Raw genomic sequence first — 26,805 nt, 5'->3', positions numbered from 1 at the left:
GTTAGAAATGGGGGAGACAATGGAAACAGCAGAGATAACCTCGTGGCTCTTAAAAATTTTATTCTTATTAAACTTTTTGTTTGCCATTGTGGTTGTTTTTTTAGAAAGGCGTACCCCTGTTTCTACATGGGCCTGGTTAATGATTCTATGGTTTATTCCTGTTCTTGGATTTGTTTTATATCTTATGCTGGGTCAAAATTTAAGCCGGAAGAAAATTTTTAAATGGGATAAACATGTCTATGCTTATATCAAGCGAGAGGTAGTTAAACAGATGGAGCAGCTAAAAGCCAAGAAGCTCCATTTTCATGATCCTGTTGGCAAAGAGTATCAGGATATAGTGTATTTGCATCTAAACAATGATGAAGCACTGCTGACCCAAGATAATCAAGTAGAGATTATTACGGATGGCTTATATAAATTTGAACGTTTGTTTGAAGATATACGCCGGGCCAGCAAACATGTCCATTTGCTATATTACATTATAAAAAGTGACGAGCTTGGCAATCGATTAGCTGATTTATTATGCGAAAAATCACGTGAGGGGATAGAGGTTCGCGTCCTATATGATGAGAGTGGATCACGTTGGCTGTCTAAGGGATTTGTACGTCGAATTAGGCAAGCAGGTGGACAGATTGAGCCTTTCTTTCCTGCCAAGATTCCACTATTAAATTTGCGTGCTAATAACCGTAATCACCGAAAGATTGTTGTGATTGATGGAGAGATTGGCTATATTGGGGGCTTTAACATTGGGGATGAGTATTTGGGCAAAAATCCTGCCTTCGGTTATTGGAGAGATACACATCTAAGAATAGAAGGCTCTGCTGTTGATGATTTGCAATCACGCTTTATGTTAGATTGGAAGCAAGCATCTGGGCGAGATATGGCCTTTCGAAATTATTATCAAATTCCCTCTGATCCCCGTGGAGACATTCCGCTACAAATTGTTTCAAGCGGTCCTGATTCACGATGGGAGCAAATTAAGAATGGGTACATGAAATTAATCCTAACAGCAAAGGAATATGTGTATATTCAGACCCCGTATTTAATTCCTGATGATAGTATTCTGGATGCTTTGCGTATTGCAGCATTATCTGGTGTCGATGTCAAAATTATGATCCCTAATAAACCGGATCACCCCTTTGTTTATTGGGCTACTTATTCAAATGCAGGTGAGTTATTACGAGCTGGGGCAAAGGTATATACCTATGAGAATGGCTTTATGCACGCTAAAACAATTGTCGTAGACGATAAGCTTTCCACAGTAGGAACTGCTAATATCGACGTGAGGAGTTTCCGCTTAAATTTTGAAGTGAATGCTTTTGTCTACCATTCCCATACAGCTAAACAACTGGCTAATCATTTCTTAGCTGATGTAGATCTATCATCTGAATTAACACTGGAAAAGTATAAACAACGTCCATTATCCATTCGATTAAAAGAATCCGTCTCGCGGTTACTGTCAGCAATTTTATAGGAGCCCATTTGTTACTCGGGGCTCCTTTTTTGTTTGGTAAGAGTAATACGAAAAACCGTTTTTTCTAAAGGGCTTTCATCCAATTCAAGCAGACCGCCATGTAATTGGACAATCTTATGAGCGATTGACAGACCTAAACCTGTTCCCCCATCGGTTTGTCGCGAGTGATCTCCTCTGACGAAAGGGTCAAAAATATGGCGTTGTACATGAGCTGGAATGCCGGTACCATTGTCAGCAATTTCAATGATGATAGAATCGTTTTGTTCCTGAACAGCGATGCGGACGTTCGTTCCTATTGGGTTATATTTAATTGTATTGGAGATCAGATTACTAATTACCCTACTCATATGACGATAATCAAAATCGTACAAAATTTCGTATTCGGGAACTTGAATATGTAATTTAAATTGTTTTTCTTCCATGTCATCTAAGAAATCAACCGTAATCTCTCTGATGAACTCACATAAATCATAGGTACGAATGGAAAGGGGGTACTGACCATCATCTAGTGTTAGGAAGTCAAATAAAGAATTAATCAAAGCATTTACACTCTGTGACTTATTATAAATGAGCTGCAAATAACGCCTTTTTTTCTCTTCATCCACAACCATATCATCCTGTAGGGCTGAAGCGTATCCCTGAATACTTGTGATAGGTGTTTTAAGATCATGTGATATATCCATGAGCATACGCTGCTTGCTTTCTTCCAATTTTTCCTTCTCGGCGCGGGTAGCTTCTAGTTTATCTGCCAAAAAGTTAAATGCATCGCGGATTTTTCCAAATTCACTTTCAGCCTTTAAATGAATACGAGCTTGATAATCCCCGTCGATCATTTTTTTAATGGCAATGGTGATAGTATGAAGAGGTACACTGATTTTTCTAGCTGTCCACCGACTATATAACAATATGATAATAATAATCGGTATAAATAGAAGCAAACATGATTTTAGGATAATCTTGCTGACTTGAGATACTGTGTGGTCAAAATTTTTAAAGTATTGAATATCAATATTAATACTATCTCGTGGAATTTTAACCAAACAAATGTATTTCTTATTACTTTCGGTAGTAAATGGTGAAATAGAGTAATAGTAGAGTTGCTCCTCTGTATTGTCTAAATACTGATATAGCTCCTCTTCCGAATAATGATAGATCGAATCCATTTTCACCCCGATAACATGGATGATCTGTCGGTTAGAATTGAGGATTTCTACCCAGCCTCCGTTTTCCAAGATGGCATTTGCCTTAATATTTTCGTAGTCATCCGATACGATGTCCTTTGCTCGATATATAGGAGATAAGCCTTGTTCAACGCTTGAGTTTATTTGATAGACTAGATAACCGAGCGCTATAGTTAAAATGGAGCTAATAATAAATATAAAGATGCTATAATTCCATAATAAAGTAGAGTGGATTTTTTTATGTTTCATTGTTAGCTGACCTTCTTTGTTCGGATGAAAAATGAACCAGCTTATAGCCTAGACCTCGAACCGTTTTTACATAAAGTGGTTTTTTTGGGTCTGGCTCTATTTTATCACGCAATTTGCTAATATGAACCATGATGGTGTTATCGTCACTGTAAAAGGGATCGCCCCATACTTTTTCAAAAATCTGGCGTTTGGTAAATACACGATTGGGCTGTTCCATAAACATCTGAAGCATTTTATACTCGGTTGATGTTAGAGGAATTTCCACCTGATTTCTACATAAGATGCATTGGTTTTTATGTAAGGTTAAATCTCCTACAGTAAGAATTGACAAAGCCTGTGTTACTTCCTCGTTCCAAGGATTCAGATGATAGGAACGACGCAGCTGTGCTTTGATTCGGGCTACGACCTCTAAGGGATTAAAAGGCTTGGTAATATAATCATCTGCCCCCATACCTAATCCTAGAATAATGTCGTGATCTTGACTGCGAGCTGACAAGAAGATGACGGGGAGCGTGTAGTCCTGACGTATTTGTGTAAGTAGATGCAAGCCGTTAAGCTTAGGCATCATAATATCAATTAAAACTAGGTCTATTGAGTGATTCTGAATACAGAGAAGGGCTTCTTCTCCATCTGAGGCTTCAATGACTCGCAAGTTTTCTTTTTCTAAATATAATCGTAGTAATTCGACTATCTCTTGCTCATCATCGGCAACCAGGATTGTCCGATTCATTCTCTTTCCCCCCGCTAAATCTATAAGTAAAACACTACTCACTATTCTACACGTTTTGGAAAAACGTGGTGATATTTTTAGGAAATAGATAAAAATTCATCTTCAACAAAACCTAGGAAGTTTGCACCTGTCTTAATTTCAGATACAATAAACAATAAGAAAATCAGTTTTAAAGGAGTAGATAGAATGGCATTGATCGACGTGGCTGATGTAAAGCAAGAAATGGCTAGTCTGTCCAAACGACTGGCGGATATTAGGGGGTCTCTTTGACCTCCCAGAAAAGCTAGAGCGTATAGGTGAATTGGAAGAGCGGATGTTAGCTCCAGATTTTTGGGATGAGAATGATGCTGCACAAAAAACCATCGGAGAGCTTAATGGGATCAAAAGTCTGACAGATACGATGGGTCGCCTAGACACCTCCTATGACGATTTACAGATGATGCTAGAGCTGGTGATTGAAGAAGGTGATAGCTCCCTTATTTCCGATCTGTATGAGAGTACACAGGAGTTAAAAAAGAGCTTTGAAGACTTTGAACTAGAATTGTTGTTGAGCGATCAATATGATAAAAATAACGCCATTCTGGAATTGCATCCAGGAGCTGGTGGAACGGAGTCACAGGATTGGGGTTCTATGCTATTGCGTATGTATACACGCTGGGCTGAACGCAAGGGCTTCAAAGTAGAGACGTTGGATTATCTACCAGGTGATGAAGCAGGAATTAAAAGCGTTACGCTGTTAATTAAAGGACACAATGCGTACGGATATTTAAAGGCGGAAAAAGGAGTACACCGATTAGTACGTATCTCGCCGTTTGACTCTTCAGGGCGTCGTCATACCTCTTTCGTATCGTGCAACGTATTACCAGAGATTGAAAACGATAAAGAAGTAGATATTCGCACCGAGGATTTAAAGATTGATACCTACCGTGCCAGTGGTGCAGGGGGACAGCATATCAACACGACGGATTCTGCGGTTCGCATTACTCATCTGCCGACTGGTGTAGTTGTGACGTGTCAAACGGAGCGTTCTCAGATTAAAAACCGTGATCGAGCTATGAAGATGCTATTAGGCAAGTTGTTCGAGCTGCAAAAGCAAGAGCAAGAGAAAACACTAGCTTCGATTCAGGGAGAACAGAAGGACATTGCTTGGGGCAGTCAAATTCGTTCGTATGTATTCCATCCGTACAGCATGGTGAAGGATCATCGTACCAATATGGAGATAGGCAATGTGCAAGCAGTGATGGACGGAGAGCTTGATCCGTTTATTGATGCTTATCTACGCTTACAATTACAATAAAGAACAATTGCTTTTCTTTAAAAGAAGAGGCTGAAGAATGCTAGATTTTTTCAGTCTCTTTTTTGCTAGATAATCATTTAGAAATAAAAAATAGAAAAAGTATTGCATTTCGCAGATTGCTATGTTAGACTATAGAAGTCAACACGATGCGGGTGTGGCGGAATTGGCAGACGCACCAGATTTAGGTTCTGGCGGGCGACCGTGGGGGTTCAAGTCCCTCCACCCGCACCATTTGTTTGCCGGAGTGGCGGAATTAGGCAGACGCAACAGACTTAAAATCTGTCGGGAGTATTCCCGTACCGGTTCAAGTCCGGTCTTCGGCACCATATAAGAACAGTGAGCGCTTTTGCAAATATGCAAAAGCGCTTTTTCATGTTTTTGTGTTTTTTATTTGACAGTTTTGATATATTGCTCTTTTCTAAAATGTTTTACAATCTTATGAACACTGATACAGAACCTAAGAAAACGCATACTACTATGATATACTACATTTAGCAAATTACACCAATTTGGATGTAGCTTAGCTAATGGTAAAAACAGAGAAGTAAGTGAAGTAAAGGTAACACAGGTACAAACGGTAATGGCTATATAGTCTACTGCTCGTTTGTACCTATTTTTAGTTGCAAAGAAAGGGAGGCAATCAAAAAAATGAAACGTTTAGCAACTGTATTGATGGTAGGAGCTCTTGCTGTAGGATTAACAGCCTGTGGTGGACAACAATCACAACCAGCACCTGAAGAAAAGCCGGCAGCAGAGAAGGCAAGTGGAGATACAGCGACTGCATCAGCAGGAGAAGAAAAATTTAAACAAAGTAGCTGTATTGGCTGCCATGGTGTGGACTTGAAGGGAGCAACAGGTCCTTCCTTAGAAACAATAGGTAGTAAATACAATAAGGATGAAATTTTAGAGATCATTAAAAATGGAAAAGGTAGCATGCCAGGCAATATGTCTAAAGGGGAAGATGCAGAAACGATTGCAGCTTGGCTAGCAGAAAAGAAATAGAAATAAAATGGGATGAGGTCCTGAGGGTCTCATCCTTTTTAAACAAAAATAATAATTGTAATCAATCCGAATTTTTATTATTATTAATGTATATTTATGCATAAAATCTAGGAGTGAGAGCGATGAAACGTATTGGGATTATTGGAGCCACTGGATATAGCGGTATTGAACTCATTCGTATCTTATTGCAGCATCCTGAGATAAACATACATAGTCTTTATTCTAGCTCAGCAGAAGGCAGATCATTGACTGAATATTTCCCTCATTTGCAGAGTGCAGATTTACCTGTTTTACAAGGCATTCAGCCAGAGAAGATTGCGCTGGAGAATGATGTAGTATTCTTAGCGACACCTGCTGGGGTTAGTGCTGAAATAACACCTGCTTTAATTAAGGGAGGAGTGAAGGTTATCGATCTATCTGGTGATCTCAGGATACAATCTCCTGAGGTTTATCAGGAATGGTATAAAAAATCACCAGCAACGAAAGGTGTTCTGCAACAGGCTGTCTATGGTTTGCCGGAATGGAACAAATCCAAACTGAAAGAAGCCTCGGTAGTTGCTAATCCAGGCTGCTATCCAACCGCTACTCTACTTGCACTGCTACCAGTTCTTCAAACAGACTGGATTAAACCTGAAAGTATTATTGTTGATGCTAAATCAGGAGTCTCAGGTGCTGGGCGTGGAGCGTCTCTTGGTGTGCATTACAGCGAATTAAATGATAGCTTTCACGCTTATAAGGTAGGACAGCATCAGCATACACCAGAGATCGAGCAGGGAATTTTACAAATGACGGAGAAAGACATAACCATTCAGTTCACGCCTCATTTGGTGCCAATGACTAGAGGGATTTTGACTACTAGTTATATTAGTATAGATAAAAGTAAGAATGTAGCTTTTACTGTAGAAAGCTTACAAAAGCTATATGAACATGTCTATCAGGACGCCCCTTTTGTTCGTGTAAGACCATTTGAGTCCTATCCGCGCACGAAAGAGGTGCTTGGGACAAATTACTGCGATATAGCTCTTCATTTTGATGAAAGAACAGGGCGTATTATCATTTTATCTGTCATTGATAACATGGTGAAAGGTGCCGCGGGTCAGGCGATCCAAAATATGAATTTGTTGTTTGGATTTGAAGAGACGCTGGGTTTACCTATACATGCCCTTTATCCGTAGTGAGAAGGCACAGAACTTGAAATGAAGTGTAAGGTATTCTAGGTCAACTACTTATGAATAGGAGACTTTTAAGATGCTACATGAGGTTATGGTAATCAAATGCGGTGGAAGTATGCTGGAACAATTGCCTGAATCTTTCTACAACAAGCTTGCTACCCTACAAGCGGAAGGAAGATCTATTGTAATTGTACATGGAGGCGGACCAGCGATAAATCAAATGCTAGAGCAATTGAAGATAGAACCTACCTTTTCTAACGGATTGCGAGTCACGGATGGACCTACCATGCAAGCTGTGGAAATGGTATTAAGTGGTCCAATCAATAAATTGGTTGTTCGAAAGATATTACATGCAGGTGGAAAAGCATGGGGATTAAGTGGAGTAGATGGTTCCTTGTTGCAAGCGGTAGAGAAAACGCAAGGATTAGGATTGGTAGGAAGCATTACTGCCGTAAATCAAGCTCCTCTTCAATTGTTGCTTTCAAATGGCTATATTCCAGTCGTGTCACCTATTGCCGTATCAGAGGATGGTAGAACACGATATAACTGCAATGCAGATACAGTAGCAGGGGCGATTGCATCTGCTCTAGGGGCGAAGCAATTGCTGATGTTAACAGATGTACCAGGGATTTGGGCAGAGAATGAGCTAGGAGAAAAACAATTGCTACCAACTGTTACGACTGAAGACATCCAATTGATGATGAAGAACCAAATCATTACAGGTGGAATGATTCCGAAAGTTCAAGCTGCTTTAGATGCACTTGCCCAGGGAGTTCACGAGGTTGTTATTTGTAAGGGAGAGGCAGAAACGCTTGATGGTTTAGGAAAGGGAATGGCTGTAGGTACTTCTATTTCAGTGGAGATGTCACGAGGACAAGATTCACAAGCTTTTATTTCTAACAAAGTTTAGTAGGGAAAAGGAGAGGGGATCATGACTGTTTATACAGAAAAAATGCATGTGATGAATACTTATGCACGTTGGGATGTTACGATTGTCAAAGGTAGCGGCACTACGGTCTGGGATCACACAGGTAAAGCGTATTTAGACTGCACATCAGGCATCGGTGTCACATCGCTAGGACATTGTCCTCCCGCCGTATCAGCTAAACTACATCAACAACTAGATACCTTATGGCATAGCTCCAATTTAACGCAACATCCACTGCAAGAGGAATTAGGAAAAAAACTGACTGAGCTGTCTGGATTGGATCAAGTGTTCTTTTGCAACAGCGGCGCGGAAGCGAATGAAGCGGCGATTAAAATAGCTCGACGTTATTCTCAAAAAAGTAAGGATGAGAATCGGTTCGAAATCATTACGTTTGAGCAGTCCTTCCATGGTAGAACGTTAGCCACGTTAACAGCAACAGGTCAGCAAAAGGTAAAAGAGGGCTTCAATCCGTTACCTGCTGGATTTATTACTGTGCCATATGGGGATGTAGAAGCAGTGAAGAAAGTAACTACAAACCAAACGTGTGCAGTATTGCTAGAGCTTGTACAAGGAGAAGGTGGCGTGCATCCAGCATCAGTGGATTTCGTGACTGGGTTATATGAGTGGTGCAAACAAAATGATATCTTATTTATGATAGATGAGGTGCAGACAGGTATTGGGCGAACAGGAGAATGGTTCAGCTACCAGCACTATGGAATCGTTCCCGATGTGGTTACACTGGCTAAGGGATTAGGTAGTGGTTTTCCGATAGGAGCAATGATAGCGACCGAAGCGGTAGCCACGGCCTTTTCTCCAGGATCACATGGAACCACCTTTGGGGGGAACCAATTAGCTACAACAGCTGGAATGGCAACCCTTTTGGAAATGGAGAAACAGAACATTTTATCCCATGTAAAAGAAATGAGCGAGTACTTGCTTGATGCTCTAAAAGAAGTAGCAAAACAATATCCCGATCAAATAAAAGGAGTACGCGGGCTAGGATTAATGGTTGGTTTAGAAATGACTGGTGAGGTTAGCGTGTATCTAAAAGTGGCTCAGCAAAAAGGCGTATTATTGCTACAAGCAGGTCCAAATGTTATCCGTCTATTACCGGCGCTTATTATCCAAAGGTCAGAAATCGACCAATTAATTCTAGTGCTAAAAGAGATTTTGGAGTCAAAAAAGAAGTAGTACAACCACATATCAGAAGCAATCATTGCAATGATTTTTGATTTAATTCAGAAAAATCATTGCATTTTTTTTGGAGTGAATGTATTATTATACAAAAATAACGAATATATATTCATGAAGAGGGATTGTTGGGAATTTTCTTAGGATAGGAGCTGGCTGGGTTGGATAAGTATTTACAAAGCAAAAATATAGGGTTTCTTACGTTAGAGAGCGGAGAAGTATATACAGGTAAGCTTTACGGAGCTCCACTTGCTTCATACGGCGAGGTGGTTTTTCATACAGGAATGACTGGATATCAGGAGGTGATGAGCGATCCTTCCTTTTATGGTCAGATCGTCACCTTCACCTATCCATTGATTGGTAATTATGGTGTTAATGAAACCGATTATGAGTCTACTCAGCCTGCTATATCTGGCATGGTTGTCAGTCAGCTTTGTCAAAAACCTAGCCATTTTCGTTCCCAGATATCTTTAGATACTGCTGCAAAGCAGTTTGGCTTCCCTATATTAGCCGGAGTAGACACGCGGTCTATTACACAAAAAGTACGGCAGGGTGGTCTGCTTTATGGTGTGCTAGCTGATCAGCCTATGACAGCAGAGGAGATCGCTTTGCACAAGCTTCGTTATGAGGAACGAATCTTTGTAGAGCATGTTTCCAGAACCCGCTCAATCACCTATCGAGGAGAAGGCGAGCATATTGTTGTTATTGATTTGGGCATGAAGCACTCCATTTTGCAATCTCTAGTAAAGCTTGGATGCAAGGTAACGGTCGTACCTTATCAGACGCGTATGGAAGAGATTAGAGCTATGCAGCCCGATGGCATCGTCTTCTCCAATGGGCCTGGCAACCCTGAGCAATTACGAAAATATTGTCCGCAATGGCGTACATTGGCGGAAGCATTTCCGACATTAGGAATTTGCTTGGGGCATCAAGTGCTGTCGTTAATGTTTGGGGGACAGACAGAGCGGCTTCCCTTTGGGCATCGTGGAAGCAATCATCCTGTAAAAGATCTAGTCACTGGAAAAGTATATATGACTTCTCAGAATCATAGCTATGTGGTGAAGGAGGAGGGATTAGATAAACAAAACCTAGTGGTCACCTACCGAAATGTAAATGATGGCAGTGTGGAAGGTATCCGACATACTTGTTTGCCGATCATGAGCGTTCAATTCCATCCAGAAGCACATCCGGGACCGGATGATACCTCACATATTATTGCGACCTTCCTGGAGTCCGTACAAATGATAGGAGCGAAGCATTATGCCTAGACAACAACACATTCATAAAGTGCTGGTAATCGGTTCGGGTCCGATTGTGATTGGGCAGGCAGCGGAGTTTGATTACTCTGGGGCACAAGCTTGTCTTTCGCTAAAAGAGGAAGGCGTAGAAGTTGTGTTGGTAAATAACAATCCAGCTACTATCATGACCGACGCACAGGTCGCAGATAAGGTGTATCTGGAACCGTTAACTGTGGCTTCTATAACAAAAATTATTCAAAAGGAACAACCAGATGGATTGCTACCAACACTAGGCGGTCAGACAGGACTCAATTTGGCAGTGGAATTAGCTGAGGCAGGTGTATTAGAGCGTTATGGGGTAGCTTTGCTTGGGACTCCCTTGACTGCTATACAGAATGGTGAAGACCGCGAGTTATTTAAACGGATGATGAATCACATTAATGAACCTGTTCCTGAAAGCATAACAGTAAGTACTGTACAGGAGGCTCTACAATTTGCTAATCAGATTGGTTATCCCGTGATTGTTCGTCCAGCATATACACTCGGAGGAGCTGGGGGAGGAATTGCTCCTGATCAACAGGCTCTCGAACAGATCGCTGAACAAGGACTAGCGGCAAGTCCGATTCAGCAGGTGTTAGTGGAACGGAGCGTAAAAGGCTGGAAAGAGATTGAATATGAGGTCATGCGAGATGCAAACGATACCTGCATTATTGTTTGTAATATGGAAAATATGGACCCTGTTGGTGTTCATACGGGAGATAGTATCGTTGTAGCACCTTCTCAAACATTAACAGATCGTCAATATCAAATGCTGCGTAGTGTTTCTACTAAGGTAATTCGGGCGTTAGGTGTAGTGGGTGGTTGTAATATTCAATTTGCATTAGATCCATATTCAGATCGTTATTATCTAATTGAAGTAAATCCGCGGGTCAGTCGTTCCTCTGCCTTAGCTTCAAAAGCCACAGGCTATCCGATCGCAAGGATTGCCGCAAAATTAGCATTGGGTTATCACCTGGACGAGGTACTCAATCCTATCACCGGTTATACCTATGCTAGCTTTGAACCAGCACTGGATTATGTAGTGGTCAAAATTCCACGTTGGCCCTTTGATAAATTTCCATTAGCTGATCGCAAGCTAGGAACACAAATGAAAGCAACCGGCGAGGTGATGGCTATCGCTCGAACTTTTGAAGCGGCTTTGTTAAAAGCTCTCCGCTCTTTAGAGATTGGTTGTCATTATCTCTACCGAAAGGATATAGCGTCTCTATCCACAGAGGAATTGGAGAAAGTGTTAGATATTGCTACTGATATTCGTCTATTTGCTGTAGCAGAAGCGCTACGACGTGGTATGAGTTTACAAAAGCTTCACGAGAAAACAGAAATTGACCCTTTCTACTTACATCATATCGAGTCCATTATCCAGTGGGAGAAAAGGTTGGAAACATCATGCTTAGACACATTAAGCATGGAAGAGCTGAGTATGTGTAAGGAAATTGGATTTACGGATCAGACAATCGCTTGGATCATGAAGGTCCCCGTAAGTGAAATCTGGAAAAAACGACAGCAATGGGGTCTCATGCCGGTCTATAACATGGTCGATACGTGTGCGGGAGAGTTTGATGCAAGGACAGCTTATTATTATTCCACATGGCAAGGCAAGAATGAGGTAGTATCGTTATCCGCGAAAAAAATATTGGTACTAGGCTCAGGCCCCATTCGTATTGGGCAGGGGATTGAATTTGATTATTGTTCCGTCCATGCAGCTAAAGCTTTGCAAAAACAGAAGCTGAAAGCCATCGTGGTTAACAATAACCCAGAGACAGTGAGTACCGATTACGAGACGGCTGACCATCTTTATTTTGAGCCTTTGCATATAGAAGATGTGTTACATGTAGCTAAGCAAGAAGAAGTAGCTGGAGTACTCGTCCAATTCGGTGGGCAGACCGCGATTAATTTGGCAAGTGCTATAGAAGAAGCGGGACTGACAGTCTTAGGAACAGCTTTAGAGCAAATGAAGCGAGTTGAGGATCGAGAGCTTTTTTATCAGTTGCTCCAAAAGCTAAATATTCCCCACATACCAGGAAGGGGAGTCTATTCCACAGAAGAGGCGATTCATGTTGCTACTAGCATCGGCTATCCTGTACTGCTACGTCCATCCTACGTCATTGGAGGCCAGGGAATGACGGTCGTGCATGATGAGAGCGAGCTACGTCAAGCCATGCAAGACTGGATTGATGAACAAGTTGATACCAATTGCTTCCCTTTGTTGATCGATCAATTTATAGCGGGTATGGAAGTGGAACTAGATGCGATATCCGATGGCTATGATGTATTAATTCCCGGAATTTTTGAACATGTTGAGAAAGCAGGGATACATTCAGGAGATAGTATTGCATTGTTTCCTGCCCAGCATCTCACAGATCAACAGAAGCGGCTGATAGTTCACTATACCAAGAAGATCGCGAAGGAAATGCAAGCGATCGGTTTCATTAATATTCAATTCGTACTAAAAGATTTAAATGTCTATGTATTAGAAGTAAATCCGCGTGCTTCACGAACAGTGCCAATTACGAGTAAAGTGACCAATATTCCGATGGTGGAATTGGCTGTGCGAGCCTCTCTGGGGGAACGCTTGGCGGAGATGGGCTATGGGCTTGGACTTTCACAAGACATTGATTTTTTTGTTGTAAAAGCTCCTGTGTTTTCCTCAACTAAGCTAGTGGGAGTTGATCCTTTACTTGGACCTGAAATGAAATCCACAGGTGAAATTCTGGGTCTTGGTAGAACAGTAAAGGAAGCATTAAGTAAGGCCTTTACCTACAAGCAACATACGAATAAACGACTAGCTAGTGGAGATGGTCTATTTCTTTCGCTAAACGATGCTGACAAAGCAAGCGTACTACCTTATCTCCAGGAACAAAAAGAATTGGGTATTCGCCTGTATGCAACAGAAGGGACGGCTCATTTTTTGATTCAGAATGGCATTGAAATTGCACAAATATGTAGGGGATTACCTGATTATATGGCATTGGTGAAAGCAGGAGCAATTCAAACCTCCTTAATAACCGCTACAAAAGGAAATCAGGCAGAACGTAAAGGATTTCAATTACGTAGCTTATCTGTTCAACATGGCATTACGTTGTTCACTGTTGTCGAGACGTTTGCGGCCTACCTACAAATCAACCAAGAAAAGGAGAGCGAAAGTAATGAAGCCTGTGAAGACCTTGGATCTCTATGCAGACATTCAACCCTCTCGCTATAGAGGAAAAAGTACGCTACAGATTGATGAGTGGAATAAGGAAGAGATACTCGGACTACTGCATAATGCTAGTCAAATAAAATCGATGCAAAAAAGCGGTAAGGCCTATCAGCCATTAGCTGGGAAAACGTTAGCGATGATTTTTACTAAATCCTCCACCCGTACTCGTGTTTCTTTTGAGGTTGGTATGTATCAATTAGGGGGAAGCAGTCTGTTTTTGACTGATAAAGATCTACAATTAGGTCGTGGTGAAACAATTTCAGATACAGCTAAAATTTTGTCTAGTTATGTAGATGGAATTATGATTCGGACTCATGCACACGAAGATGTGGTAGAACTAGCAAAGCACGCTAGTGTACCTGTTATTAATGGGCTAACCGATTTATATCATCCTTGTCAGGCTTTAGCTGACCTTTTAACTATACAAGAACACAAGGGTAAATTGCAGGGAATTAAGCTAGCCTTCATTGGAGACGGCAATAATGTGGCGAATTCACTTGTCTTAGGGGCGGTTATCCTCGGATTAGATGTACGTGTCGCTACACCTCCAGGATATGAGATGCAGAAAGCTATTGTTGAAAAGGTAGAGGAATATGCTACGCAATATGATGGAAAATTTATGATGACCCATGATGTGTATGAAGCTGTTGATCAAGCAGACGTTATTTACACGGATGTATGGACCAGCATGGGTTTTGAAGAAGAGAATGAGCAACGTTTAAAAGATTTTGCTTCCTATCAAGTAAATAAAACACTGGTGGCAAGAGCTGACTCATCTTATATCTTTATGCATTGTCTGCCTGTGCACCGTGGTGAAGAGGTGACAGCAGAGATTATTGATGGACCTCATTCTGTGGTGTTTGAGGAAGCAGAAAATCGTCTCCATGCACAAAAAGCATTGCTAGCTTCTGTAATGTAAATTCATTGTGAACCATATGGAAATAATGTCATTTTATAGTACAATATGTATAATTACCCAGAAAAACACTACGAAATGGAGAGACAACAATGGCAAAAGATAAAATTGTATTAGCGTATTCTGGTGGTTTAGATACCTCTGTAGCAATCAAATGGTTGCAAGATACTTATAGCTATGACGTAATCGCGGTAGCCCTCGATGTGGGGGAAGGAAAGGATTTGGAGTTTATCCAAAAAAAAGCGATGCAAGTTGGTGCATATAAATCCATCGTAGTAGACGCGAAGGAAGCCTTTGCGAATGAATATGTTTTACCAGCTTTACAAGCCAATGCCATGTATGAAGGAAAATATCCGTTGGTATCAGCGCTGTCTCGTTACTTGATTTCTAAAATTTTGATTGAGATCGCGGATCAGGAGGGAGCAGTAGCTGTTGCTCATGGATGCACTGGTAAAGGAAACGACCAGGTGCGCTTTGATATTTCATTTACCGCTTTACATCCAAATATTCAAATTGTTGCGCCAGTTCGTGAGTGGGGTTGGACACGTGATGAAGAGATCGAGTATGCCAAGAAAAATAATATTCCCATCCCGATCAATCTAGATAACCCATATTCAATCGACCAGAATCTTTGGGGAAGAAGCTGCGAGTGTGGCGTTCTAGAAGACCCGTGGGCTGCACCACCTGAAGGAGCTTATGAATTAACTGCCTCGATTGACGATGCTCCAGATCAAGCGGAAGAGATTGAGATCAGTTTTACAAAAGGTGTTCCGACTGCTTTAAATGGAGAAGCAATGACATTAGCTGAGCTAATTCTGGCTTTAAATAAGATTGCAGGCAAGCATGGAGTCGGTCGGATTGACCATGTGGAAAATCGCTTAGTAGGTATAAAATCTCGCGAAGTATATGAGACGCCAGCTGCTACTACACTCATTCTAGCACATCGGGAGCTGGAGTTTCTGACACAACCTCGTGAAGTCGCTCAATTTAAACCAATCGTGGAACAAAAAATGGCTCAAGTGATTTACGAGGGTCTCTGGTATTCTCCAATTCGTCCTGCCCTACAGGCCTTCATTAAAGAGACTCAGGCAAATGTAACGGGTATTGTTCGTGTTAAGCTTCATAAAGGTCAGGCTATTGTCGTCGGACGTAAATCAGATGCGTCATTGTATAGTCATGAATTGGCTACCTATAATTCTGGGGATCAATTTGATCATAAAGCAGCACTTGGCTTTATCAAATTGTGGGGATTGCCTACAAAGGTATATTCGCAGATTAATAATGAAAACAATGCCGGGCTTGAAAATAACTTTGCTACAGATGCTTCTCCTTCTACAAGTAAAACAGCAAAGGAAGCGATCAAGCCATGAAACTTTGGGGAGGACGTTTTACGAAACCAACCAATCAACTCGTAGATGAATATACAGCTTCTATTTCGTTTGACCAGAGACTATGGCGTCAGGATATTGTGGGTAGCTCGGCGCATGTAGCCATGCTCGGAAAATGCGGCATTCTGTCTATGGATGAGGTACGTCAAATCATTGCTGGCTTGAAAAAGGTAAAAGAAAAGATCGAGCAGAAGCAGGTTCAATTTGACATTGCGCATGAAGATATTCATATGAATATTGAAAAACTATTAATTGAAGAAATAGGAGCCTTAGGTGGTAAACTCCACACAGGTAGAAGCCGGAATGATCAGGTGGCGCTAGATATGCATTTATATCTACGTGAAAAACTGATGGAAATTATTGAATTAAGCATGTACCTACAACAGGCATTATTAGATCAGGCCCAAAATCATTTGGAGACCGTTATGCCCGGGTATACTCATTTACAACGGGCGCAGCCAGTGCTTTTTGGCTATCATTTGATGGCATACGTATCTATGCTACAACGAGATTTGGAACGGATGCAGGATTCATTTAAAAGGGTAAATATATTACCTCTCGGAGCGGGGGCACTTGCTGGGACTACTTTTCCGATCGATCGACAGTTCGTTGCCTCTATGCTTCAGTTTGACGGGATTTATCAAAATAGCATGGATGCAGTGAGCGATCGAGATTTTATTATCGAGTTTTTATCCAATGCTTCCTTATTAATGACCCATCTCTCCCGCTTGTGCGAAGAACTTGTTATTTGGAGCAGTCAGGAATTTTCCTTTATTGAATTAGACGACGCGTTTTGCACTGGTTCTAGCATCATGCCACAAAAGAAGAACCCTGATGTAGCAGAGCTTGTCCGTGGAAAGACTGGACGTGTCTACGGGAATCTAATCGGAATGCTAACGGTACTAAAAGGACTGCCGCTCGCCTATAACAAAGACATGCAAGAGGATAAAGAGGGCATGTTCGATACAGTGGAGACGTTACATGGAGCACTGGCTTTGTTAACGCCTATGATTTCTACTATGCAGGTAAAAACGGAGCAGATGCGAAAAGCAGTCACACAGGATTTCTCTAATGCGACGGACTTGGCAGATTATCTAGTAACGAAACAAATTCCGTTCAGACAGGCACATGAAATCGTGGGAAAAGCGGTTCTGTACTGCATTGAACGTCAAAAATATTTGCTAGATCTTACCTTAGAAGAATTCCATGGGTTTTCCCCGCTTATCGATCAGGATGTGTACCAGGCACTAGATATTGATGCGGTCGTGAATGCACGTAATGTACTAGGTGGAACGGCCAAACAACAGGTTGAACAGCAGATTCAATTTTACCAGCAGCAAGGAAAAGGAAACAAAGCGTGGGTGGCAACACATAGTCAGAAGGTTATGGTGGAGGCCTTGGTGGATATTAAGTCGCCTGTTGTATAGGTGAAAATAGACTGTAATGCTGTAGGGACAAAGGGGATCAGCTAGTTCAAAGCTGGTCCCCTTTGCTGTGAACATTCTCTAGTTAACAAAAAATATTCTATGAGATGGGGAAAATACTCGAAGATCATTTCGTTAAAAAACGGGCTAGAAACTAGGTTTTACTTGGATAAGAACTTATGTCAAAAAAGTAAGAAAATAGTTGTCAATATAAAAAAGTGGGTATAAGATCACAATTTTATGTTGTTTTTTTCCATTTTGCCGACAAGAAATGCGATAATTAGGGGATAACAACACAGAAACTCAGTGGTATAATAGAAAAAGTGATCAGATGCTAGTATTTTTTGTCTTTTTCTGATGCTTCAAGAACATAAGCGATAGTAGGGTGTGATTCTTTTGATCGAGATGTATGATGTCTGGAAAACATATCCCAATGGCACTAATGCGCTAAAGGGGATTAATGTAAAGATTGATAAGGGTGAATTTGTCTATGTTGTAGGTCCGAGTGGTGCAGGTAAATCAACCTTTATTAAATTAATGTATCGTGAAGAGAGACCAACCAAAGGACAAATCTTTTTAAACAGTTTTAATGTTAGTCGTATTAAGGAAAGACAAATACCGAATGTACGCCGAAGTATCGGAGTTGTGTTTCAGGATTTTAAACTATTGCCAACTTTAACGGTATTTGAAAATGTTGCATTTGCAATGGAAGTCATCGAGGCGAATCAGAAAAGCATAAAGCCTCGTGTTCTGGATGTGCTTAATCTTGTTAAATTAAAGCATAAAGCAAAAATGCTGCCAGGAGAGTTATCGGGTGGAGAGCAACAACGTGTCGCATTGGCGCGGGCTATCGTTAACAATCCAAGTATCATTATTGCGGACGAGCCTACAGGTAACCTTGATCCCGAAACTTCATGGGATATTATGCGCTTGTTTGAAGAAATCAATCAGCGTGGAACGACCGTTGTAATGGCAACACATAACCGTGAGATTGTTAATACGATTCGCCGTCGTGTCATCGCGATTGAAGCTGGTGAAATTGCCCGCGATGAACAGAGAGGGGAATACGGTTATGAAGATTAGTACATACGGACGCCATGTGCGAGAAGGTGTAAAGAACTTGGGACGGAATGGCTGGATGACTTTTGCTTCAGTTAGTGCCGTAACCATTACATTATTGATTTTAGGTGTATTCTTACTACTCGCATTAAACGTAAATCACATGGCAAAATTGGTTGAAAATCAGGTTGAAATTCGTGTTTTTATGGATGTTACCTCCGATAAAGCAGTAGCAGAGAATTTACAAAAACAAGTGAAAGCATTACCTGCTGTAGAAACCGTTACCTATGTTCCGAAAGCTCAGGGATTAAAGGATTTGCGAGAGCAGCTAGGTGAAAACGGAAAGCTTTTGGACGGCTTGGAGAAAGAGAATCCTCTACCAGATGCATTGGTAGTTAAGACTAAAGAACCAGAAGATGTAGATTTTGTCGCTAAGCAGGTCAAAGAGATGGAACATATTGAAGATGTCGACTATGGGGCGGAAACGGTGAACAATTTGTTTACCGCAACCAATATTATGCGTAATGTAGGCATTTTCTTCATTATTGGATTAGCTTTTACGGCGATGTTCCTGATTGCTAATACCATTAAACTAACAATTGTTGCACGCCGTCGTGAAATTGAAATTATGAAGTTAGTAGGAGCAACCAACTGGTTTATTCGTTGGCCTTTCTTTATTGAAGGTCTGTTTATGGGTGTAATGGGAGCGATTATTCCTATTACTATCCTTACAGTAGGCTACTACTATTTATTGCAACAAATACACGCTAGCATGTATAGCTCAATGCTTCCTTTATTGCCAATGGATCCGTTTGCCTATCAAGTAGGGCTATTATTGATAGGAATTGGTGCTTTTATTGGTATTTGGGGAAGTATGCTTTCCGTTCGCAAATTCTTGAAGGTGTAAATGATAGAGCAATTGATAGAATAAGGCTATGGGAGGGCACGTGAAATGAAAAAGAATAACCTCATTCTTTCTGTTTTAGCGACCAGTATGCTGGCATGGGGATTAGCGCCTGCTCCTGCGGGGTATGCCAGTAAGAAATCATTACAGACGATTAATCGTGAGCTAGAACAAATCAGATCACAGAAAAAGAAGCAACAACTTCAGGTTAGTAATATTAAAAGTCAAATTAATACAGTGAGAAGCGAGCAGAAAAATTTAGATCATGAGCTATTCGCCATCGATCTAAAGCGAGAAGAAACTCAGCAGAAGCTGGACAAGCTGGATAAGGATATCAATGCCACAGCTAAAAAAGCCGTGGTTGCACAGGAAGATTTAGATTCCGCTGTAGATCGGGTGGCTAAGCGTGATGAGCTATTAAAGACACGTGTCAAAGCAATGTATAAACGCGGTAAGGTTTCTTATCTAGATGTATTGATGGGCTCCTCTGATTTTGGCGATTTGTTAACACGCATGCATGGCATGAAACTAATTGTCGAACAGGATAATCGAATTTTGGAAGAGAACAAAAAGGATAAACAAACCATTGAAAAACGGAAGAAAGACGTGGATAATTTACTTGCTTCCTATAAAACGATGTTCTCAAAAAGCGAGGATTTAAAAGAGGAGCTGGATCGACAATATAATCGCAGTGTCGTTGTGAAAGCGGAGCTTAAGAAGAAGGAAAACGATCTCGTAGAAATCGAAGCAGAAGCACAGGAAGCCATGAGAGCGGTGATTCAGGCAGAATCTGCTAAGCTGTTAGAAAAGCAAAATTTAAGTAGTGTTAGCAATTACAAAGGCGGAAAATTAGGCGTTCCACTTGATTCGTTTGTTCTTACCTCTTCGTTTGGATATCGAGCTGATCCGTTTACAGGAAAGTCAGCAGGTCATGATGGGCTTGATATGGCTGCTCCTAAAGGAACAACGATTAAGGCGGCTGAAGATGGTGTTGTTATATTTGCTAGTACGATGCGTGGATATGGTAATGCAGTCGTTATTCAGCATAATAACGAAATTAGCACGCTGTACGGACATATTCGTGAGGGTGGAATTAAGGTTCGGGTTGGACAAGCTGTAAAACGTGGTGAAAAGATTGCAGAGGTAGGTTCCACTGGACGCTCAACCGGTAACCATTTGCATTTCACCGTATATAAAAATAATCGACCGGTTGATCCAGCACCTTATATCCGCTAGCAGTCTCGCAAATATTGTAGCTCCACTTTGCATACACTAGTTGCATAGCTTTTCCATGGCTGACAAAAAGGATGGTGTATAGTATGAACTGGAACGGACGCAAGGTGCTCGCCCTTGTGCTAGCTGGTATGTTGACCAGCAGTCTCTTAACTGTGATTGCTGTGAAGACAGCTCCGTTAAGCTCTGCAACCAATGCAGTAGTGGCTGGCGGAAGCAACGGTCTTTTCTCTCTTGGTGGTGGACAAGATTCGCTCAAAGACTTTGCTAAGCTACAGGAAGTATATAAAATAATCAAATCGCGTTACGTGCATGAGGTAGCTGATGACAAACTCATGGAGGGTGCCATCAATGGCATGATCTCTGCGTTGGATGATCCGTATTCAGACTATATGGATCCTCAGGCAGCAGCAGAATTTAATGCATCTCTTAATTCTTCATTTGAAGGAATTGGTGCAGAAGTAACAATGAAGGATGGTAAGCTTACCATTGTTTCACCGATAAAAACCTCCCCAGCAGAAAAGGCGGGGCTTCGTCCGAACGATCAGGTGCTTAGTGTTAATGGCGAATCTTTGGAAGGCTTAGATTTGCATAAAGCGGTAGGCAAAATCCGTGGTCCTAAAGGAACCAAGGCTACTCTTAAAATCATGCGTGCAGGACAACCTGAACCGATTACTGTTGTAATAGTTCGAGATGATATTCCAATTGAGACGGTATATAGCTCTATCCTAGAGAGTAACGGTAAAAAGATCGGTAAATTGGAGCTGACTTCTTTCGCAAGTGCCACGGCTGACGATTTTAATAGAGAATTGGCTGAACTAGAGAAAAAAGGAATTCAAGGATTAATCATTGATGTTCGTGGTAACCCAGGCGGTTATCTAAAGGCGACAACTAGTATTAGTGAAGGCCTGGTCCCTAACAAAGCCAAAATCGTTGAAATCTCGTATGGAAATAATAACGAACAAGTAGAGACGTTTTATTCCAAAGTGGATAAGGGAAAGCCGTATCCAATCACTGTACTTATTGATGGAGGGTCTGCTAGTGCTTCTGAAATTTTAGCAGGTGCCCTTTCTGAGAGTGCAGGTGCAAAATTGGTTGGTGAAAAAACGTTTGGTAAGGGTACCGTTCAGAACACGATGGAAATGAAGGATAAGAGCCAGTTGAAGCTGACAATTGCTAAATGGTTAACACCAAAAGGGGATTGGATTCATAAAAAAGGTATCCAACCTAATGAAGTTGTCAATCAGCCAGACTACTTCAAAGCAACTCAGCTCCCACATGATAAGGTGTTATCACGTGATATGAATGGGTTGGACGTTAAGAACCTCCAATTAATTCTTAAAGGATTGCAATTGAAGCCAGATCGTATGGATGGCTATTATGATGCTTCAACTGAAGCGGCAGTGAAAAAATTCCAACAGGCGCACAAGCTTGAAGCTACGGGAAAAGTTGATCAAAAAACGGGTCTAGAGATGCAAACCGCTTTAATTAAAGTAATGAAAGATCCGAATAACGATCGCCAATTGCAACGTGCATTGGAAATCACCGCACAGTCTAAGGTAAAATAATCCAAAGAAAAAAAGCAGGGAAACCTTTCTATTCTGTAGAAAGTAAGAACCACGAACAAAACGGTCGTGGTTCTTTTTTTGCATGAAGATAGATTGTTAACAATGATAGAATAAGTGCAATAAGTTTTGCCGGCACTAGAGGCTTGGCAGCTGCCAAGTTCTCTTTTATATTTTTTGAGGGGGAGAGAATTTTGAGTGTGCTCTGGAACCTTATAAGCAACTATTTGTACGCATTGGTACATTTTCTGTTAAATCCGCTCTTATATGCGTTTCTCATATTTATTTACTTGCATTATCGCAAACAAATGTTATGGGAGCGTCAACTGTTTTCTGTACGAATACATTCGCCATTGACACAGACTATCCGTTCCGTTGGTCTGGGGATGGTAGGTGGTTTGTTTGTTAGCCTGGTAGCTGGTTTACTAGGTATTTTCATTCAGGTATCTGACATGTGGATCGCCTGGGCAATTGCTCTATTACTCGCCTTTGTAAGGTTTCGATTTCTATGTTTAGCCTATGGGACAGCTATTTTTACCGGCTTACACGGAATTGCTAAACTATTCCCCATAGTAGGAGAGATATCTGGTTTCGACAAAGTCTGGGGGTGGTTTGCTCATGCTAATCCAGCACCATTATTAGCTTTAGTAGCTCTTTTACATATCGTAGAAGCGTGGTTTATTAGAAGTCATGGAGGCAGACATGCATCTCCGTTGTTTGTAGAAGGTAAACGTGGAAGAGTTGTAGGTGCTTACCAACTTCATTCCTTTTGGTTAACACCTGTTATTGTATTAACACCTGTTACGGGAGAAGCATTTCATGTGCCTGCTTTATTTCAAGGTTGGCCATTGTTTTCTCCCGATTGGGCGATGGCTACACTCGGAATGCTACTATTACCAGCTATTACGGGTTTTTCTGCTATTACCAAAACGAAAACACCTCAGGCAAAGGCGAACTCGTTATCCAAGCATTTATTTATCTACTCATTCCTTTTGCTTGGAATAAGCTATGCAGCAGTAATCATTCCGTCTCTTGTATATGTGGCTGCCCTCTTTGCATTTTTTGGACATGAATGGTTGGGCTGGCTAAGCTCACGTCAAGAAGAGAAACTGCCTCCCTACTATGTTCCTGCTGAAAAGGGCTTGAAAGTGATGGCTGTTCTGCCAGGGACACCTGCCGATGTAATGGGAATTAGGATCGGTGAGGTGATCGTTAAGGTAAATGGGCACCCGATCTCTGTAAAAGAAGATTTATATCCAGCGTTACAAGTTAATCCAGCATTCTGTAAAATGGAAGTTTTAACATTGGATAATGAAATAAAATTTACGCAGAGTGCTATCTATGCGGGACAACATCATCAGCTTGGAATTATTGTGGTACCAGACGAGCGAACAACGCATTTTGTTTCCATGCAGGAGATTGGTTTACATGGAGGTAAGAAGCATAAGTCTAAAGGAGAGCACGAGCTTGGAATTTAGAAGGTAGAACATAGAACATAGAACATCATGTATTCCCCGAGTAAAGGACAAGTATGGCAGTCCCTTACTCGTTTTTTTTGTACTATCGAAACTATAAAAATGAAAAGAAAATCAAAGGATTATGGGCGTGGATGTAAAAATCATAAGTATATGAGTATATACGATCTATAGATAAGGAGGTGAATAATGGTACTGCTTATCATTCTTACCATAGGACTTTCGTTTTTATTAAATTGGTTAGTTCCATTAATTGGATTTGAAAGTGACCCTTTTACAGTTTGGTTGGTTTCTTATCTCATTTGTTTTCTTGCAATTATTCCGTGGCAATTAAAAAGGGAGGAGCAAAGATATGAGGGGTTCATGGAAAGAGAGCCTTTTTGGAATACGGAATCCACTATGATTCTACAAATTCTAGCAATAGCTGAAAAAAGAAAAGGTTATATCACACCATCTGATATAGCGGCCCAAACTGAATTAACTATTAAACAGGCAATAGAAGCGTTACAGAAACTACAAAAGCAAGGGTATGCAGAACTATGTGTGGCTCAGACAGGAGATATTATTTATTATTTTCCTGGGTTTGAATAATAAAGAGGTGAATGGGATCATTGGTGATCTATACAAGAGACGTAGAATCAGAAAGAACGAAGCAACGGAGAGAGGATTTCATTGAATCTGTTCATATATTTCTATATCTTTCTACCATACTAGCAATTGTCTATACGTTTAGAAAAATCCAAGAAAATGCTATTTTTATCGCCGTCCTTATCGGTATAATAACCATAGTTTTTCTAGCTTTCTCTATTCGAAAAAAACGTTTACTTAAAAGAGAATACCGATCTAGTTGTGAAGCATTAGCCTTGTCTATTGCAGGTAGGCATAATGGGAGATTATCTGTCCCCTTATTTTCTTTAGAATCTTCGTTACGTCTAGATGAATGTGACAGAATAGTAAGGGATTTAGAAGAAAAAGGAGTATTTAGGAGTATTATTAATACTGAGAGTGGAACTATATATCATTTAGACCCTTACATATTACAATCGTTGGAGCGATCTAATCAGGATAGTGATCAGGATAATGATGATGAATGTGACAGTGAATGGGATGAAGAAGATGAAGACGATGATTGGGATGATGACGATGACTGGAACGAAAATCAGAAGCAGATGACTAAGAAGAATCATGCTCAACTGTTAAACGTCATAGTACCTAAATCTATACGTGAAAACAAAGTGGTTCGTTTTTTTACAGCAGGAAATATTCTTGTTAAGGTATTACTTGTGTTGCTCATTGTACTATTTGATCTTGTAGATAAACATTATATCCTTGAACATGCAAAAATATATATTGTAGCTACGTCTGTTTCCCTTAGCTTTTTTATTCTGCTGGGCATTTCTAGCTATGTTCAGAGTAACAAGACCATGAAGCGAATGAGAGAGATAGATATCATGGATTACATTTTTGAAAAAGAAGGATATCTTTATCAAAAAGAGATTGCAGCCTATACATACGAATCAATTGACTCTGTACAACCTACTATTCAAAATTGGTTCAAAAATAGATATGCATCTATTCATACGTTAGATGATGGCTCTATACTATATTATTTTCCAGAGATAACAGATCAATCGGTTATTAATCAGAATCGTTCTTTTTTCTCACCTATGGAACACAGTAATAAACTGATCATTCAATTTATGCAATACACCATGCTAGCCTGTCTACTAAGTGGGATGGGAGGTTATGTTGCTGATAGGTATGGTATGTGGGTGTTTGGAATTGCATGGGGGATCATTTTCTTACTTGCTCTTGGCACGATCGCTTCTCGAGTATCGACCGAGTCAGAACGAATGGAGAGAATGGGCTTTCAGGTAGCAGAGCAAAAGGGCGGAGCGTTGACCATACATGAATTTGCTTACGGGGCAGGAATTAGAATGGAGGAGGCTGCGCAGATATTAAGAAAATGGGAGCAGGAAGAGTTGGCCAGAAGCATGGAACACCCAGATCAGATTCCTTATTACAAAATTAATGGTGTTCTTAGTATGGAGCAGCGACTAAGCTCAGAATATGTATAGAAGACCATTGAGACAGATAAGACTTCATTGAAGCAAGCATGGAAAACAAAAGATGACCTCAAGCTACTTTTTGAGGTCATCTTTGACTTTTGAAAAGCAGTTTTTTGTTGTTCTTATCAATTCTTAGGTAGTGGGTTTTTCTTGTTCTTAAGGAGTTTTAGAACCATCAGGATTTTGGAAGCCATCTGTTTCACCAGTACCATCTGTATCCCCTGGCTCAGAAGGTGGTTCTACTTCTTCCTCTGGTTCCGGTTCTGGCTCTAGTTCTGGTTTTACTACTTCAAGCCCAACGATATCCGTAGATTTAATCTTTTTACCGTTCTCTAGAACAAATTCAACTAAACCATTTTTCATGCTGACTGACTGAATGACGCCTGTTTCTTCAGTTGAGGTTGGTTTACCATCCGCGTCTTTCCCTTGTTCCGTATACGTAACTTGATAACCAATCATATTAGCGTATTTTAGCGTTTGGTCAACGCCAGTTTGGGACGTAAGCGATTCTAAGCCATGGATTTGCTGTTGGGAGATAATATCGTCACCCACTAAAAACCAAATTTTACCCTCGACCATTTTTACACCGTCAATGGTACCAGAAGCTGTTGTTACATATACTTGTCCGGAGTCATCTTTACGAGCCACCTCATAGGTAGCTTTTTTACCGATGATTTCCTCGTACTCTTTTACGTTTAACAGACTGCTATTTGACTCCTTCATGAGAAGTTCAATATTCGACACTTTTTCTACCATTGTCATCATAGCAGTTTGCATCATAAATTGAGAGTTGTCCATTGGTGACATCGGGTCTTGATTCTGAAGTTGGGCAATCATTAGCTTCATAAAAGATTCGCTATCCAAACCAGTTGAATATTCTTTTTTATTGCCATAGTTATATTCCGATTGTACGGAAGACTTTGTTTTCGGTATTGTACTTTGTGCTGCGGTCTTAGCCGCCGCCATCGACTTTTGTATGTTGTTGGTCGGCATTCATTTTCCTCCCAAATGGGTAAAAATTATCAGACAGATAGACTTGCTATCTTTCTTT

Annotated in this window: 21 protein-coding genes and 2 tRNA genes; 20 read left to right on the top strand and 3 right to left on the bottom strand. The window is 40.8% G+C overall.

Annotation, left to right across the window (positions count from 1 at the left end):
• Window positions 1-19 precede the first annotated feature (19 nt).
• Window positions 20-1,474 carry a cardiolipin synthase gene (cls, locus tag ACQV1I_RS23060; RefSeq protein ID WP_094699831.1) on the top strand — a complete coding sequence of 485 codons (1,455 nt, stop codon included), beginning with the start codon at window positions 20-22 and terminating at the stop codon, window positions 1,472-1,474.
• A gap of 11 nt (window positions 1,475-1,485) precedes the next feature.
• On the opposite strand, the gene ACQV1I_RS23055 is transcribed toward cls, so the two are convergent.
• Entirely contained in the window at window positions 1,486-2,904 is a 1,419-nt protein-coding gene (locus tag ACQV1I_RS23055) for a HAMP domain-containing sensor histidine kinase (protein WP_116333648.1), read from the bottom strand.
• Window positions 2,894-3,634 (bottom strand): response regulator transcription factor, encoded by a 741-nt coding sequence (locus ACQV1I_RS23050; RefSeq protein ID WP_094699829.1) that lies wholly within the window; start codon window positions 3,632-3,634, stop codon window positions 2,894-2,896. The genes ACQV1I_RS23055 and ACQV1I_RS23050 overlap by 11 nt, the downstream gene beginning before the upstream one ends.
• 195 nt (window positions 3,635-3,829) lie before the next feature.
• Between ACQV1I_RS23050 and prfB the strand changes: the two genes are divergently transcribed.
• From prfB to ACQV1I_RS22955, 19 genes are all read left to right on the top strand, one after another.
• Window positions 3,830-4,931, top strand: a protein-coding gene (gene prfB, locus ACQV1I_RS23045; protein WP_236645736.1) for a peptide chain release factor 2 whose coding sequence is annotated in 2 segments (ribosomal slippage) — window positions 3,830-3,901 and window positions 3,903-4,931 — 1,101 coding nt in all. Because the reading frame shifts where the segments join, the coding sequence is not laid out codon by codon here.
• A gap of 148 nt (window positions 4,932-5,079) precedes the next feature.
• Window positions 5,080-5,162, top strand: a tRNA-Leu gene (locus ACQV1I_RS23040).
• A gap of 7 nt (window positions 5,163-5,169) precedes the next feature.
• Window positions 5,170-5,257, top strand: a tRNA-Leu gene (locus tag ACQV1I_RS23035).
• Window positions 5,258-5,579: 322 nt separating this feature from the next.
• Window positions 5,580-5,933 (top strand): cytochrome c551, encoded by a 354-nt coding sequence (gene cccB, locus ACQV1I_RS23030; protein WP_094699827.1) that lies wholly within the window; start codon window positions 5,580-5,582, stop codon window positions 5,931-5,933.
• A gap of 122 nt (window positions 5,934-6,055) precedes the next feature.
• A complete protein-coding gene (argC, locus tag ACQV1I_RS23025) occupies window positions 6,056-7,108 on the top strand; it encodes an N-acetyl-gamma-glutamyl-phosphate reductase (RefSeq protein ID WP_116333650.1) in 1,053 nt (350 codons plus the stop codon).
• A gap of 73 nt (window positions 7,109-7,181) precedes the next feature.
• Window positions 7,182-8,015 (top strand): acetylglutamate kinase, encoded by an 834-nt coding sequence (gene argB, locus ACQV1I_RS23020; RefSeq protein WP_116333651.1) that lies wholly within the window; start codon window positions 7,182-7,184, stop codon window positions 8,013-8,015.
• A 21-nt stretch (window positions 8,016-8,036) separates the two neighbouring features.
• Window positions 8,037-9,224, top strand: a complete 1,188-nt coding sequence (locus ACQV1I_RS23015; protein ID WP_116333652.1) for an aspartate aminotransferase family protein — start codon at window positions 8,037-8,039, stop codon at window positions 9,222-9,224.
• Window positions 9,225-9,385: 161 nt separating this feature from the next.
• Window positions 9,386-10,492, top strand: coding sequence for a carbamoyl phosphate synthase small subunit (locus tag ACQV1I_RS23010; RefSeq protein WP_116333653.1), 1,107 nt, complete (start codon window positions 9,386-9,388; stop codon window positions 10,490-10,492).
• The gene (carB, locus tag ACQV1I_RS23005; RefSeq protein WP_116333654.1) at window positions 10,485-13,724 is read left to right on the top strand and encodes a carbamoyl-phosphate synthase (glutamine-hydrolyzing) large subunit; all 3,240 of its coding nucleotides are present in this window, start codon (window positions 10,485-10,487) and stop codon (window positions 13,722-13,724) included. The genes ACQV1I_RS23010 and carB overlap by 8 nt, the downstream gene beginning before the upstream one ends.
• Entirely contained in the window at window positions 13,669-14,640 is a 972-nt protein-coding gene (gene argF / locus ACQV1I_RS23000; protein WP_116333655.1) for an ornithine carbamoyltransferase, read from the top strand. Before carB ends, argF begins: the two co-directional genes overlap by 56 nt.
• 89 nt (window positions 14,641-14,729) lie before the next feature.
• Window positions 14,730-16,007, top strand: a complete 1,278-nt coding sequence (locus tag ACQV1I_RS22995) for an argininosuccinate synthase (RefSeq protein ID WP_116333656.1) — start codon at window positions 14,730-14,732, stop codon at window positions 16,005-16,007.
• Window positions 16,004-17,452, top strand: coding sequence for an argininosuccinate lyase (argH, locus tag ACQV1I_RS22990; RefSeq protein WP_116333657.1), 1,449 nt, complete (start codon window positions 16,004-16,006; stop codon window positions 17,450-17,452). The genes ACQV1I_RS22995 and argH overlap by 4 nt, the downstream gene beginning before the upstream one ends.
• A 393-nt stretch (window positions 17,453-17,845) precedes the next feature.
• Entirely contained in the window at window positions 17,846-18,532 is a 687-nt protein-coding gene (ftsE, locus tag ACQV1I_RS22985) for a cell division ATP-binding protein FtsE (protein WP_018669823.1), read from the top strand.
• Complete coding sequence (gene ftsX / locus ACQV1I_RS22980) at window positions 18,522-19,415, top strand: permease-like cell division protein FtsX (protein WP_018669824.1); 894 nt, start codon at window positions 18,522-18,524, stop codon at window positions 19,413-19,415. The genes ftsE and ftsX overlap by 11 nt, the downstream gene beginning before the upstream one ends.
• 45 nt (window positions 19,416-19,460) lie before the next feature.
• On the top strand, window positions 19,461-20,648 hold the full coding sequence (locus ACQV1I_RS22975; RefSeq protein WP_104033173.1) for a murein hydrolase activator EnvC family protein: 1,188 nt from the start codon (window positions 19,461-19,463) through the stop codon (window positions 20,646-20,648).
• 83 nt (window positions 20,649-20,731) lie between these two features.
• A complete protein-coding gene (locus ACQV1I_RS22970; protein WP_116333658.1) occupies window positions 20,732-22,213 on the top strand; it encodes a S41 family peptidase in 1,482 nt (493 codons plus the stop codon).
• A gap of 191 nt (window positions 22,214-22,404) precedes the next feature.
• Entirely contained in the window at window positions 22,405-23,688 is a 1,284-nt protein-coding gene (locus tag ACQV1I_RS22965) for a PDZ domain-containing protein (protein WP_116333659.1), read from the top strand.
• Between the two features lie 186 nt (window positions 23,689-23,874).
• A complete protein-coding gene (locus tag ACQV1I_RS22960; RefSeq protein WP_116333660.1) occupies window positions 23,875-24,276 on the top strand; it encodes a MarR family transcriptional regulator in 402 nt (133 codons plus the stop codon).
• 20 nt (window positions 24,277-24,296) lie between these two features.
• Window positions 24,297-25,763 carry a hypothetical protein gene (locus tag ACQV1I_RS22955; protein WP_147304249.1) on the top strand — a complete coding sequence of 489 codons (1,467 nt, stop codon included), beginning with the start codon at window positions 24,297-24,299 and terminating at the stop codon, window positions 25,761-25,763.
• 147 nt (window positions 25,764-25,910) lie between these two features.
• Here the strand turns inward: ACQV1I_RS22955 and ACQV1I_RS22950 are convergent, their stop codons facing one another.
• On the bottom strand, window positions 25,911-26,747 hold the full coding sequence (locus ACQV1I_RS22950; RefSeq protein ID WP_116333662.1) for a flagellar hook assembly protein FlgD: 837 nt from the start codon (window positions 26,745-26,747) through the stop codon (window positions 25,911-25,913).
• Window positions 26,748-26,805: the final 58 nt, after the last annotated feature.

It is taken from the genome of Brevibacillus sp. JB24b, assembly GCF_051713385.1.
Classification (GTDB): Bacteria; Bacillota; Bacilli; order Brevibacillales; family Brevibacillaceae; genus Brevibacillus_B; species Brevibacillus_B laterosporus.
Note: the sequence above shows the minus strand (reverse complement) of the source record. Positions and strands in the feature narration are given on the sequence as shown.

Coding starts and splice junctions, on each gene's coding strand:
- cls (WP_094699831.1), top strand. CDS start 20: ATGGAAACAGCAGAGATAACCTCGTGGCTCTTAAAAATTTTATTCTTA.
- ACQV1I_RS23055 (WP_116333648.1), bottom strand. CDS start 2,904: ATGAAACATAAAAAAATCCACTCTACTTTATTATGGAATTATAGCATC.
- ACQV1I_RS23050 (WP_094699829.1), bottom strand. CDS start 3,634: ATGAATCGGACAATCCTGGTTGCCGATGATGAGCAAGAGATAGTCGAA.
- cccB (WP_094699827.1), top strand. CDS start 5,580: ATGAAACGTTTAGCAACTGTATTGATGGTAGGAGCTCTTGCTGTAGGA.
- argC (WP_116333650.1), top strand. CDS start 6,056: ATGAAACGTATTGGGATTATTGGAGCCACTGGATATAGCGGTATTGAA.
- argB (WP_116333651.1), top strand. CDS start 7,182: ATGCTACATGAGGTTATGGTAATCAAATGCGGTGGAAGTATGCTGGAA.
- ACQV1I_RS23015 (WP_116333652.1), top strand. CDS start 8,037: ATGACTGTTTATACAGAAAAAATGCATGTGATGAATACTTATGCACGT.
- carB (WP_116333654.1), top strand. CDS start 10,485: ATGCCTAGACAACAACACATTCATAAAGTGCTGGTAATCGGTTCGGGT.
- argF (WP_116333655.1), top strand. CDS start 13,669: ATGAAGCCTGTGAAGACCTTGGATCTCTATGCAGACATTCAACCCTCT.
- ACQV1I_RS22995 (WP_116333656.1), top strand. CDS start 14,730: ATGGCAAAAGATAAAATTGTATTAGCGTATTCTGGTGGTTTAGATACC.
- argH (WP_116333657.1), top strand. CDS start 16,004: ATGAAACTTTGGGGAGGACGTTTTACGAAACCAACCAATCAACTCGTA.
- ftsX (WP_018669824.1), top strand. CDS start 18,522: ATGAAGATTAGTACATACGGACGCCATGTGCGAGAAGGTGTAAAGAAC.
- ACQV1I_RS22975 (WP_104033173.1), top strand. CDS start 19,461: ATGAAAAAGAATAACCTCATTCTTTCTGTTTTAGCGACCAGTATGCTG.
- ACQV1I_RS22970 (WP_116333658.1), top strand. CDS start 20,732: ATGAACTGGAACGGACGCAAGGTGCTCGCCCTTGTGCTAGCTGGTATG.
- ACQV1I_RS22960 (WP_116333660.1), top strand. CDS start 23,875: ATGGTACTGCTTATCATTCTTACCATAGGACTTTCGTTTTTATTAAAT.
- ACQV1I_RS22950 (WP_116333662.1), bottom strand. CDS start 26,747: ATGCCGACCAACAACATACAAAAGTCGATGGCGGCGGCTAAGACCGCA.